Source organism: Phyllobacterium sp. (assembly GCF_037994425.1).
In the GTDB taxonomy this organism is placed as follows: Bacteria; Pseudomonadota; Alphaproteobacteria; order Rhizobiales; family Rhizobiaceae; genus Phyllobacterium.
In genome coordinates, this window is the sequence record NZ_JBBNAM010000032.1 from 1 (window position 1) to 13183 (window position 13183).

At 56.4% G+C, this 13183-nt stretch carries 10 protein-coding genes and 1 pseudogene; 5 read left to right on the forward strand and 6 right to left on the reverse strand.

The features are described 5' to 3' along the window. Positions 1-1222, reverse strand: a 1222-nt coding sequence (locus AAAB35_RS01800; RefSeq protein ID WP_340666542.1) for an FAD-binding dehydrogenase, incomplete at its 3' end; no start/stop codon positions are given. 337 nt (positions 1223-1559) lie between these two features. Then, complete coding sequence (locus AAAB35_RS01805) at positions 1560-4775, reverse strand: adenylate/guanylate cyclase domain-containing protein (RefSeq protein ID WP_340666543.1); 3216 nt, start codon at positions 4773-4775, stop codon at positions 1560-1562. Positions 4776-5346: 571 nt separating this feature from the next. On the opposite strand from AAAB35_RS01805, the gene AAAB35_RS01810 reads away from it, so the two are divergent. From AAAB35_RS01810 to AAAB35_RS01820, 3 genes are all read left to right on the forward strand, one after another. Continuing rightward, positions 5347-6090, forward strand: a complete 744-nt coding sequence (locus tag AAAB35_RS01810) for a LuxR family transcriptional regulator (protein ID WP_340666544.1) — start codon at positions 5347-5349, stop codon at positions 6088-6090. Between the two features lie 85 nt (positions 6091-6175). After that, a complete protein-coding gene (locus tag AAAB35_RS01815) occupies positions 6176-6838 on the forward strand; it encodes an acyl-homoserine-lactone synthase (protein ID WP_340666545.1) in 663 nt (220 codons plus the stop codon). Positions 6839-7121: 283 nt separating this feature from the next. Continuing rightward, positions 7122-7316, forward strand: a complete 195-nt coding sequence (locus AAAB35_RS01820; protein ID WP_340666546.1) for a hypothetical protein — start codon at positions 7122-7124, stop codon at positions 7314-7316. 46 nt (positions 7317-7362) lie between these two features. On the opposite strand, the gene AAAB35_RS01825 is transcribed toward AAAB35_RS01820, so the two are convergent. Beyond that, a complete protein-coding gene (locus AAAB35_RS01825) occupies positions 7363-7710 on the reverse strand; it encodes a response regulator (protein ID WP_340666547.1) in 348 nt (115 codons plus the stop codon). 42 nt (positions 7711-7752) lie between these two features. Then, positions 7753-9372, reverse strand: a complete 1620-nt coding sequence (locus tag AAAB35_RS01830) for an ATP-binding protein (RefSeq protein WP_340666548.1) — start codon at positions 9370-9372, stop codon at positions 7753-7755. 234 nt (positions 9373-9606) lie between these two features. Between AAAB35_RS01830 and blaOXA the strand changes: the two genes are divergently transcribed. Further along, the gene (blaOXA, locus tag AAAB35_RS01835) at positions 9607-10422 is read left to right on the forward strand and encodes a class D beta-lactamase (RefSeq protein WP_340666549.1); all 816 of its coding nucleotides are present in this window, start codon (positions 9607-9609) and stop codon (positions 10420-10422) included. A gap of 55 nt (positions 10423-10477) precedes the next feature. Here blaOXA and AAAB35_RS01840 read toward each other — a convergent pair whose 3' ends face one another. After that, entirely contained in the window at positions 10478-11590 is a 1113-nt protein-coding gene (locus tag AAAB35_RS01840; RefSeq protein WP_340666550.1) for an NADH:flavin oxidoreductase/NADH oxidase, read from the reverse strand. Between the two features lie 438 nt (positions 11591-12028). Further along, entirely contained in the window at positions 12029-12415 is a 387-nt protein-coding gene (locus tag AAAB35_RS01845; protein WP_340666551.1) for a DUF6632 domain-containing protein, read from the reverse strand. 463 nt (positions 12416-12878) lie between these two features. Here AAAB35_RS01845 and AAAB35_RS01850 point away from each other — a divergent pair. Further along, positions 12879-13183: pseudogene (locus AAAB35_RS01850) on the forward strand (arylsulfatase); the annotation flags it as partial.

The window sequence follows — 13183 nt, forward strand, 5'->3', positions numbered from 1 at the left end:
GGGCATTCATGCGCCGCACAAGGTTGCCCAGATCCTTCTCGACGATGAAATCCTCACCATTATCGAGAAACGCCTGCACTGGCGCCGGCACACCACCCAGGGCTCGCTTCAGCACCTGGCGCCAGCTCTTGGAGGTGAAATCGGGGTTCTGCTCAGACCCGGATAGCGTGAACTCCTTCTTCACGATCGTATGGTTCAACACGAACCATGAATAATCGAAGCCGCTTTTCATGATGTGATCGAGCGTCGACAATGTGTCGAATCCGGGCAGGCACGGAGCCGGCAGGCGGCGGCCTTCTGCATCGAACCATAGTGATGAGGGGCCGGGCAGTATGCGTATCGCGTGGTTCGTCCAGATCGGATCCCAGTTGTGAACCCCCTCGACGTAGTGCCACATGCGATCGCTGTTGATCAGATGCGCGCCAGCGCGCTCGGCGATACCGAGCATAAGTCCGTCGACGTGATCCGGGACGCCGCTGATGAGGTGCTTAGGGGTGCCGAGCCGCCTCGGCCAGTTTCGCCGCACAAGATGGTGATTGCCGCCGATCCCGCCGCTTGCGATGATGACGGCCTGCGCCTTCAACGAAAACTGCGTTGCGACCAGGCGCGAACTCGGTTCGCTGCGCTTCACATCGCTCGGCACCAGGACCTCGCCTTCAACGCCTACGACCATGCCGGCACTTGACGCAAGTGATGTCACGCGGTGCCGGAAGCGGAAAGAGATTAGTCCGCTGCGCTCCGCTTCACGCGCCCGCCGGATGAAAGGTTCGACGACTCCAAGGCCGGTTCCCCATGTAATGTGAAAGCGCGGCACCGAATTGCCGTGTCCCGTGGCCAGCGATCCACCCCGCTCCGCCCAGCCAACGATTGGAAACCAGCGCATGCCCAGGGCATGCAGCCATGGACGCTTCTCGCCTGCAGCAAAATCGATATAGGCCTCTGCCCATCGGCGTGGCCAATGATCGTCCTTCCGATCGAAGCCGGCAGAGCCGAGCCAATCCTGAAACGCGAGTTCTCGGGAATCTTTGATGCGCAGACGCCGCTGTTCGGGAGAATTCACGAAAAACAGCCCACCAAACGACCGCCAGGCCTGTCCACCAAGCGTCTGTTCCGGCTCCTGATCGACGATGATCACACGCTTGCCGGCATCGGCGAGTTCGGTCGCCGCCACCAAACCAGCCAGACCCGCGCCGATAACAATAACATCCGCATCATACGCCATATGTTTCTCCCCCGAGGCAATATGAATCGAATCGAACGACCATATCAACGCCGCTGGCACTTAGTATTGCGCGGCGCAAGCCAAACAAACTATTTATGTGGAGGAGCGCGGCGTAAACCCTCCCCCAACCTTTTCCACTTATGCTATAATGAAATTGGAACTTTCAGCCTCCGATCTAGTTAGGACGATATGAGCACAATTATTGACTACCTGCTGCCATGCCTCGCCTCGTTCGCCCTTACCTATGGGATGCTTTATCTCGCCAGTTCGGGACGCACGCACGACCGCTAGGGTCCACGCGAAGGCACAGAGCTCTCAAAGCTAGATCAAATGCGCGTCAATTGTCGGATGACGCAATCGATCGCAACTTGCGATCTGCCTCACTTTCCTTGCCCATTGACCGCAGAAGCTTCGCAAGGCTTTCGATCGCCTTGAGTTCCCAGGACTTTGCGCCTTGCTTACGGGCAAAAGCAGCCGCCTTTCGGAACGCCGCCAGCGCTTCCTTTTCCTCTTGCTGCCGCATCTTGATTTCGCCATCGAGCCGCAAGAGTTCAGCAGTGAAGTAGTGCTCGCCAGTGTTTTTCACAAGCGCCAGCGCTTCCTTGAGCTTCTCGGACGCTTTGTCGACATCACCGATTTCGATGTAACTGCCGGCGAGGTTGCCAAGCAAGCAGGATTTGTCGATCTTCTGGTCTCCGAGGCTGGCGCATATTCTTTCCATTTGCTTCAAGCCGAGTGCGCTGTTCCCCGCGCGCACCATCGCCCAACCCTGAAAGAACAGGCCCATCTTCGACCAGAGCTGAAGCCCATTTTCTGCGGCAAGCGGTATGAGTTCGTCGGTCATTGTTCGTAGTGTGTCGGAGTCGTCTCGCATTGCGTGCAGGATGCAGCCGTCGCCGAGACAGGCCGCGAGTCGGTAAGCGGATTGTTGCCGCGTATAGCGTTCGGCCGCCCGATAAAGTTCGATGGACCCGTCATATTCACCAAGCAAATGTCGTGTGAAGGCAAGGTAGATCAACGACATGCTGGGAAAGTCGCTGCCCACCTCCGCGGCATGTTCCATATAGCTGAGCGCCCGTTCGAGGTGCTCGCGTGCCTCTCTCAGACTACCTTGCGAAAACAGACTCATTCCCTTGAACTGCAAGCCGAGCACCAGAGCTCGAACGCTGTTCTGTTTCTCGCCAATATCGCGAAGCTGGTTGCTCGCCCATTCAACATCGGCAAAGCGCGCCGAATTGAAGGCGGTGCCGAACAGCCCGTCGAGAGCAAGCACCGGCGATTCTGTGTTGCCAAGTTCCTCGCTGAGCCGCATGACGTTGCGGTAGGCTTCGCTGCCTTCGCGGGTCACATATCCGTATGTTGCATACAGCACATCGCCTCGCGCCAACCAGAGCTTCAGTTCCTTGCGTTTGCGTTCCAAGGACACGGGCAGTTTGTGCAGGCAGGAAAGTCCGTTTGCAAACATATTGGCCGCCTCGACCTTGGCCCATGTCTTGGCGACGTTAAGACCAGCATCAAGCCAACAATCGGCTGCGCGGTCGTGCATGGCCGCTTCCGCATAGTGTTGCGCCAGAACTTCCGGGTGCTCGGCGGCCATGCGAGGGTCTACAGTTTCTATAGCTTCGGCAACACGCTGATGCAGGTCGCGGTAGCGCTCGCGCAAAAGCGTGCCCCGCGCCGCCTCCTGCAGGAGCGCGTGCGAGAATGTATAGGTGGAACGACCCGGGAGCTGGCGCACGAGACCGGAATCCGCAAGTCGCACCAATGCCTCCTCCAACGCGTCGCGACCTATTTCACAGATATGCGAAAGCAACTTGATATCAAATTCGCGGCCGATAACCGCAGCGGCCTGGGCGATTGCCTTGCCCGGCCCAAGCCTGTCGAGGCGAGAAAGCAGCGAAGACTGCAACGTGCTTGGCACACCTATTCTGGAGGGGTGTCCATCCAGCGCCGCGTGAGTGCGGGTCGATCCCATTTCCAAGGCCGATCGCGCCAACTCCTCTACAAAAAGCGGTACGCCTTCTGCCTTGTCGACGACGGATGTGTTGATTTCGCCGGGCAGAGCTCGCCCCCCTGCGATGCTGTTGACAAGACGCAGTGCCTCCTCATCATTAAGGCGTTCCAACCTGAGTTTTTGCACATGTTTTGCATCCGGGCAGGCGCGGACGGTTTTCTCGCGCGTTGTCACTACGATGAGCATCGGAAAGGAGGGTGCCTCCTCCGCAAGGGTTTTCAGCACCTCGCTCGACGAAGGGTCGATCCACTGTTCATCTTCGATTGCCAACAGAACGGGATTGATCCGGGCGACATGGTGCAACCAATCGACGAATATTCGCCGCGAAATGGCATGCTGGTGGGCTGACGTCAGTTCGGAGGGTGGATATCTTTTCTGGTCGAGCGACAAGAGGCCCGCAAATATGGGCAAGGACTCATCAAGCGCAACCTCGCTCAGCACCAAAATAGCTTCGAGTTTTGCAAGGTTCGCCGGGGTGGAATCGTTCTCGCTAATTCCGGCATATCGCCTCAGGAGGGTGAGGAAGGGGAACAAAGCGGTGTTCGAATAAGCCTTGGCGCATTGCAGCGTAAGATAGGTGCTTCGCGGGGCGCGGCGCTGCACCTCAAATACCAGCCGTGATTTTCCAATCCCTGGCTCGCCGGAAATCAGAACTACCCTACCCTCATTGCTGGCAACGACCTCATGCCAAAACGCCACCAAGTGCCCCAATTCCGCGCGGCGGCCAACGAGGTCCGTCAACCGGGTTCGCTTGGCGAAGCGGCTTTCGAGAATCTTAGCCTTTTCGGCCCGCCAAACGTGAACCTCGTCGCCAAACCCCTTCAAATGCTGCTGGCCGCAATCGGTGAATTCAAATGCGCCTGCTGTTGCGTCATATGTCTGGTGGTCAGTCAGGATCGTCTGGGGGCTTGCCTGCATCTGCAACCGTTGCGCAAGGTTTGGCACGGATCCCAGCGCTACGGTGGAAACGCCGGCGGGGGCGCCGAGGAAATCTCCGACCACGACAAGGCCGCTGGCTATCCCAATGCGCACTTGCAAAGGCGGGCCATCGGGAACCTCGATCTGCGGGACGATTTGGAGAATGTCGAAAGCGAGTTCCAAGGCGCGCTCGACATCATCTTCTTCAGCAATCGGATAGCCAAAAAGGGCCTGAAATGCATCGCCTATATAGTTTGCGGCGATGCCGTTGTGGTTTCGCACGGCAACGTTGCACTGATCGAGATATTTGCGCGTCAGTTTGCTGAAATCCTCCGGATCGAGTCGAACCGCATATTCGGTGGAGCCAACCAGATCGCAGAACAGGATCGTAAGCTGTCGCCGCTCGGCCGCCGCGGAAGCGAGCTGCTCCACATTTCCGCCTTCGTTCAACCGTTGAATTGCCGCCAGAATTTTCTTGCGTGGGCCGAGGGGGATCTGCATTTCCTGCAAATCGGCGTCCGAAAGCAGTCGAAGGCTGTCGAAATCGATCTGGCTGCGCGCGAAGGTGCTGGCCAAGTGCTCGAGGCTCAACTCGCTCAGCCATTTCGTGACGTCGTTCATCAGATGTTTCCCCGCGAGGATAGCACCCCTTCCCGATTACCCTTCAACCCAAGTTTCGTCTAGCAATCGACCCAGCATTGCACGAGCAACAAACGATGTCGTACCGAACCAACCCTTCCAGTCAGAGATTCAATATTTGAAAATCCAACATACAACCTCTTCCATTTCATCAATAGCGAAAACAAATACGAAGTCTATCTACATTGAATTTCTGTTTTATTTCGGAATATTCCAATCTACTCGAAATTCAACTCGATATTAGTTTCCGCGTTCTTTCACTTAGATAAAAAGAATAGTATCATCATTTCGTATTGAAGCCCAAGGCATTTGTTTAATTCTTAGGAATTAACCGCACCTGTACTTATACATTTGGAGAATTTCTCAAACAGGTGGAAGCAGCCCGAACTGCCGGCAACATAGCCAGGACGCATGTGCCAGGCGCCTAGTGTCCTTCCGTGTGTTAGCGCAGCTTGCCGCTATCCAAGAGGGCGCGCGTCTAAGACTATAGTCCAATACAGTTTGCCGCGAACTGTATTAGAGTTGCGCGCATGCGAACGAAGGAAAAGAGCGCGTGATAGCCACAAGAGCGCATTCCATGAACCTCGACCGGAACTTCATCAATCTCATCGAGGAGGCACAATCCGTTCGTAACAACAGCGAGGTACACGAACTGCTCGCTCGCCTCACCGCCGTTTATGAACTCAGCACGGTCGCCTACGTTGCCGTCAATCGACCAGGAACCATGGGGAGAAATCGTTATGTTTCGGCAACTTACAACGAAAACTGGATCAACCGCTATAACGAGCAGAACTATTGGCAGCTCGATCCGGTCTTGAAACAAGGGTTCTCCTCGATTTTGCCCGTCGATTGGGGCAAATTCGAAGTTACCAAATCGCCTTTGCGGCGCTTCTTCGGTGAAGCGGTCGAATTCGGTGTCGGAAGGCACGGGCTGAGCTTTCCCGTCCGTGGCAGGTACGGCGAAAAGGGCCTTCTTTCCATCTCAAGCAACATGCGGCTCGGGCAATGGATCCGGCTCATGCCATCCTGGGTTCGGGATTTCCCGGTCCTGGCGTATCACATACACCAGATGGTGCTGCGCGCTGAAGGACATCGGGAACCAAAGATAAAGCTATCGCCGCGCGAACTCGAGTGCTTGAAATGGTCCGCCGCCGGAAAATCAGCGGCAGAGATTGGCATCATTCTTTCCTTGAGCGAAAAGACAGTGCGTTTTTATCAAGACCTCGCCCGCCGCAAACTCGATGCCAAAAACCTGACCCACGCGGTGGCCAAACTCTACTCCCACGATCTGCTTTAGCATTCGATAATACCTCAGTTCTCCGGTATGGCGCGGGTTTTGCCGTTGTCTAGACTGCGCCGTACTAGAAACCGGGGTGTTGTCCATGATCCATGTGTTTGGCGCCGATGAACATATTTCGCATGACCACTTTCTTGAACAGATGTTTCGACTTCGCGCACGGGTTTTCAAAGAGCGCTTGAACTGGGAAGTCAATGTAGACAATGGCCGCGAGGTCGATCGTTTTGATAGATGCGATCCGCTCTACTTGATGTCGATTAACGAAGAAACGGGGAAACTGCAGGGATCGCTTCGGCTTCTGCCAACAACTGGCCCCAATATGTTGCGCGACGTATTCGGTGCGCTTCTGCCCCAAGGCAATATTGTCGAAAGTCCCCTGATCTGGGAAAGCTCGCGCTTCTGCATTGACCCCGACCTCGCCGCGCAACCCGGTCGATTGAACAACGTCACGACAGAACTTTTCTCCGGCGTCGTCGAGGTGGGCCTTTTCGCCGGCCTTGATACCGTTGTCTCTGTCTACGATGCACGCATGGTGAGAATTTTTCGGCGTGCCAGCTGGGCACCACGCCCAATCGGCGTCCCTACTTTTTTCGGTGGCGTTCTCACCCATGCCGGCATGTTCGAAATCTCGGACCTTGCCCGCGAGCGGTTAGGCAAGGCAGGCGACCATCCCGATCCGGTTGTCATGGGATTGCACGCCCGATCACCCCGTCCGGTTCTCAATGCACAGGCGAGCATCCGCAAATGAAGGCGACGAAGAAAGATACTCTCGAATATATTGCCACTATGCTTCAGGAATTGGCCACACTCGCCAAGGATCAGAAACTGCCGTTTCTGGCATCTTATCGAAATGGGGTTCATCGAGGTCAACGACCTCACGGGGCAGCGCGTCAAGCTCACCCGGCGAAATTCAGAATCAAGTCACCTCAACGGCACTGAGCCCAACTGACTATTCGACCAATTGCCAAGAGCGCCGGGGCGGACAATGTGATTAGTTGTGCGCCACGTGAGCTGCAACTTGGAGGGCACTAATGGCAAAGGTCAATGCTGAAAATCTTGAACGACTTGAGGTAGCGCAAAAAATCAAGAACGAGCTGGAGCGACTGGGCACGATTGCGGCGGCTGGCGGTTGGTCATCGGTCGCGCTGCTCATCTCCATCGCCTCGACTGAGGCCGACAGGCAAATCGCAATCTCCAGTCCAATTGTCTCTCATGGCGCTGGCTAGTCGGCGAATTCCCTCCGACAGAACGACGCTAAAGGCAAAACTTTTCCTAGAGTGCTGCGAGAATCCGCTCGAGTTCGGCAAGCTGGTACGGCTTGCGCAAAAGCGGGCGGGCGGCGTAGTCGGGTTCGACATCCTCAAGCGAAAAGCCGGATGAAAACGCAAACGGGATTCCCATCTCAACGAGCAATTCAGCAATGGGGAACGACTTTTCACCGTGCAGCGAAATATCGAGGATCGCCGCATCGAACGTGCCCGTTGCGACCAGGCTTACGCCCTCGCTGAGCGTCGATGCAACGCTCGGGACCTCGTAACCCAACTCCTCCAACATTTCCTGGACCATCATCGCAAGCAGACCTTCGTCTTCAACGACGAGAATTTTTGCCCCTTTGTTCACGTACTACTTCCCCATTGTCTCAACGTCTCGCGGTATCTTCGATTATCCGAGGACGTCTTTCAGTTTTAACGCCAACTGATCAATCGTGAACGGCTTTGTCAGCAAATCAACGCCATGATCTAGCACGCCGTTGTGCACAATGGCATTGCGCGTATATCCCGTCGTGAAGAGAACCTTCACGTCAGGGCGTTTCTGCCGGATGATATCCGCCAATTGCCGGCCATTGGTCTCTGGCAGAACGATATCCGTGAAAAGCAGGTCAATACGCGGCAGCAATTCCATCTGCTGCAGCGCCTCATTGGACGTGCTTGCCTGGACCACGGTATACCCAAGTTCGCGTAAGGCATCGACCGTCATGTGTCGGACTTGATCCTCATCTTCAACAACGAGGACAATTCTGGTTCCGTTGACAACAGGAAGCGGGGTTTCCAGGCTTTGTCCTGTGTCTACAACCTCCGCTTCGCCATGACGGCGCGGCAGGTAAATCTTGATCGTCGTGCCGCGATCAATTTCTGAGTAGATTTTGATATGGCCGCCGGTTTGTTTGATATAGCCATAGACTTGGCTCAACCCCAGACCAGTGCCCTTTCCTGCCCCCTTCGTGGTGTAGAATGGATCGAACGCGCGTTCGATCACTTCCTTCGACATGCCGGTTCCAGTGTCAGTAATACTCAGTAGCACATATTGACCGGGCTTGACCTCGTCATGCAGCCGCGCATACCGATCATCAAGTTCAGCATTTGCCGTCTCAATCGTCAGCTTGCCGCCATCTGGCATGGCGTCGCGCGCGTTGATGCACAGATTGATGATGGCGTTTTCCAGCTGGCCGATATCGGCATGGGTTTTCCAAAGCCCGCCCGCAAGCACCGTCTCAATCTGAATGTGCTCGCCGATCGTGCGCCTCAGCAATTCGGACATGCCGCCGACGAGCTTGTTTCCATCAATGATTTCGGGCTTCAATGGCTGCTGCCGCGAGAATGCGAGGAGACGTGCCGTCAAAGTCGCTGCGCGCTGTGCGCCTTCCTTGGCGCTCTGAATGGATTTCACGAGGCGCGGATCCTCATTTCCGCTGAGGCGACGCGTCGCCATGTCGAGGCTGCCGATGATGATGGCGAGCATATTGTTGAAGTCGTGGGCCACGCCGCCGGTCAGCTGACCGATCGATTCCATCTTCTGCAGTTGCCGCACCTTCTCCTGTGCTGCGGTCCGCTCTTCCATTTCGGCTTTCAGCTGGGTGGTCCGGCGCTCCACCTTCGACTCGAGCGTTTTGGCGGCATCCTGCAATTGCTTCTGCAGGACCATCTGCTGTGCATGGGCAGCAGTTACCCGCTCCATCAGCGCAACGATAATGAAACCGTTGCAGAGAAAGCCGATCAGTGCCGCCCATTGATCCGTCGTTTCCGGAAGAACCGAACCGACCGGATCGACAAAGAAGTACTGCGCCAGAAAAGCCGAAAACAACGTCGCAAAAACCCCGGGCCCCCAACGTCCAAGGAGGCTCGCTAGAAGAATTGCCGGATAAAAGAGTAGATAGTTGATACCCCCCACATAAAACCCGAGCCACATCCGCAGGAGGAGCGAAACGACGACAAGCAAAAGCGCGCTTGCATAGCCGAGCCAGGGGCGCGAACGAATTGGATCAGTCGCAACGAGCAAATTCATTCAATGTGCCCGGAAATACGCTCCGGCCTTCTCTTATACTAACGATGAAATGACATATGATTTCAGTGGTAGCAATACGTTATCCCGGGCGAAGAAGCTGGTATTGGAAGGAAAACGTTGTGCTGCGCCGATCTATTGATCGATCTCTGCCCTCGTTGATATGCCACATGGGTTGGTAAGCGTGAGTCTCGCACCAATTCGGCCTCAGGACAATCGGCAATACTGGAGGATGATTTGAAGAAGTACTATCTTGCGGCGCTCTCATTGTTGGCGCTTGGCAACCAGGGCGTTGAAGCGCAAGCACTGACCATCTGCACCGTCATCGCCAATACGTCCGATGGCCGAATCCTCCACGAAAAGGGCGATTGCAGCGGCAGGGTCACCCCAGCATCCACGTTCAAGATCGCCCTCAGTGTGATGGGGTATGATGCCGGATATCTCAAGGATGCACATTCCCCGACGCTGCCCTTTCGCGAAGGTTATCCCGATTGGCTCGGCGAGGTGTGGAGGCAGCCGACTGACCCGACGCGATGGATGAAATATTCGGTGGTATGGTTCTCACAGCAGATCACTCAGGCGATCGGGGTCGAACGTCTGCGCGGTTACGCAACTGCGTTCAAATATGGCAACGCTGATTTCTCCGGCGATTCCGGTAAGAACAATGCGCTCGAGCGGGCGTGGATCAGCTCATCTCTAAAGATCTCGCCTATCGAGCAGGTGCGCTTCCTGGAGAAATTCATCAATCGGCAATTACCCGTAAACCCGCGTGCCTATGAGATGACCAGTCAGATTGTCGAAAGCAACGAGGTGCAAGGCGGGTGGACGATCTCAGGCAAGACGGGCGGCGCATATCCGCGCAAGTTGGACGGTGAGTTCGACAGGACGCGCGGATGGGGCTGGTATGTCGGCTGGGCGAAGAAGGGCAACGATACTTTGGTGTTCGCGCGCCTCATTCAGGATAAGGAGCGGCAGGCAACGTCGCCCGGAATTCGTGCCCGTGCAGCTTTCCTAAAGGAATGGCCAGGGCTCGCGGATGGATTGATGCGTTGAGGCGGGCGATTCCCCGCACGGCCACCGTCGTACGGAGGTGTCCCATCCTCTGTCTTTAACCGGCATTTGCCTCGAAGAGAGAGGAAAATTGTCGTGGCTGGCACCTCAAATACTGGTTCGCCGCGGCAACACTTTCGCCAAAATGCGCAGCCGCATGCCATGGCCATCTCGGGTCGTAGAGAACCGCCCTTGCGATCGCGATCAGGTCGGCGTCACCTGTCCCAAGGATGGCTTCCGCTTGCTCGAACTCGGTTATGAGACCGACGGCAATGACAGGCATGCGCGTCGCGGCCTTGACGGCTCTTGCGAACGGTACCTGGTAATTTGGGCCAAGTACGATCTGTTGATTGGATGCGAGCCCGCCACTTGAAACGTGGAAAGCGCTGCATCCGCGTTGTTCGAGGGCTTGCGCGAAGGCGATCGTCTCATCGATATTCCAGCCATCGTCGACCCAATCCGTTGCGGATACCCGCATGGTAACCGGGCGCTCGGAAGGAAATGCAGCGCGAACAGTTTCGAAAATTTCAAGCGGGAACCGCATCCGGTTCTCGAGCGACCCGCCATAGGCATCGGTGCGATGGTTGGAAACTGGCGACAAGAACTGATGCAAGAGATAGCCATGGGCGCCATGGATCTGCACCGCCGCAAGGTCGAGGCGAGCCGCACGTGCTGCCGCGTCCGCAAATGCCTTGCGCAAGCGCGCCAGCCCATCGCTGTCGAGCGCCGCGGGCGCGTCGTAGATTTCCTTGAAGGGAACGGCGCTCGGCGCGACTGTCTTCCAGCCGTTGGCGTCACCTGGCCGAATCTGGCTGCCCCCCTTCCAGGGCAACTCGCTCGAGGCCTTGCGACCAGCGTGGCCGAGCTGGATGCCGATAGGCATGTCTGACCACCTCCGGACGCCTTCGAGTACACGCCGCATGGCGCCTTCGCACGCATCGTCATAGAGGCCGACATCGCCGTAGGAGATGCGCCCTTCCGGCGAAACGGCGGTTGCTTCGATCGTCAGGAAGCCCGCGCCCGAGTTGGCAAGCATTCCGAGATGGATGAGATGCCAGTCGGTCATCTGCCCGTCTTCGGCCGAATATTGACACATCGGGGCGATGACGATGCGGTTTCTTAGCGCCAAGCCGCCAATCGAGATCGGCGAGAACATTTTGGTTTTGCTCATGAAACCTCCGATAAGCCATGCACTGTTGAATTATCTGCGCGACCATTCTCTCCAGTCTAGCACAGCTGGCGGAAATGGAAGTATCTGCTCGCGACCGGAATTGATTGATCCCAATTCATTAGAGACGCGCTAATCTCAACGGTGTAGGATAAGACATCTGGCCGTTGAATGCACCCCAAGCCCGGCGGCCAGTTCTTCTTGGGGAGGAGTTGCCGAGGAATATCAGACGCCCCCGTGGTGGCTCGCGCTCCTCCCGTTTCTTTTGCCTGAAACGCCCTCTCAAGAGCAAAGCAAAGTCCTTTGGAATACTCGGCCCTATTCTGCGCAGCTCACCACTGCGGCAGCTATTGTACAAATCGCATTGAGCTTGCCGGCCGCCTAATCAGATCGCTAGCGTTCACATCCAGCAATGTGGCGAGGGGGCCGGCGCGTTGGTCGCTATCCGTCGTTCTTTGCGCCGCCGGAATAGGTCAACCCGCCGAGCACCGCCGCCACGAGTAGCAGGGCCGGCACGTCGCCAAGCATATGACCCATATGCGCGCCGGGGCTGAAGGACTGGATCGCCATGATCAACGCGTGCACGACACTCGACCAGATCGTGAAGTCGATTAGCGATCGATGTGCCATGGGGTCTCGCGATGCGCGGACGAGAAATATGCCAAGCGTTGCGTATATGCCGACGATCATCATGAAATAGTGCGAAGCGGAGGGCGGGCCATCATGCCACGCCCAACCCGACGGCCAGATAATCGCAAGCGGATAGACCAGACAGAATACGACACCGAATGCAAACAGAGCGATCTGCAACAGTTTCAGGCGGGACATGGGCGCTTCTTTCTTGAGGGAGCGAACGGCACTCTTCGTCCGAAGCGTATTTGAAACCAGCCAACCATGAAACGCATTCTGCTCCAACGTCTGCGACGAACCGCAGAATTACTCGCAGTTCCGGAGTGCAGCAGGGGTGCCCCAAGGCCAAACGGCAGATGTTAGCGTACCATCCATTTCTATTTTATTAATTTCGATCCTGAAGGAACGGCTGAAGCGAATCGGACATCCATTTTCGGTCCGCGGCAAACTGTAGGTTACAGTAAGGTACTTCACAGGCCGGCATCAGGACACACTCATTGAGTTGCAAGCGTCCCGAAACGAAATTGCGGAAGTACGATTGCCCATGTTTCCGGATCAGACTCCCATCGGTGTTCTGATAGCTGTGATCGTTCGATATTGCTTCTTCCAAAGAGACCTTGCCTCGCGTGGCCAAGAGGAGGGTTCCATGCGCTCTCGCTATATGCGCGTTTCTCGCGCCTTAATCGCCGCCGTTGGCTTTACAGCTTTGACCGGAATCGGTTGCTCCGTAGCATTCGCACAATCGGTCAGCGGAGAAGCGGGCTCCCCGAGTGCGACGACCACGATCGACGGCAAGCAGCTTCCCGCACCGCCGCCGCCGTTCGGCGGTGTGATCAAGGAGAAGGCCTCGGAGTCGCAGCCCTGGTGGGCGCCGCGTGTCGTGCCGCCAAAGGGTGCACCGAACGTGCTTCTCATCATGACCGATGACCAGGGTTTCGGCGCACCAAGCACCTTCGGTGGCGTCAT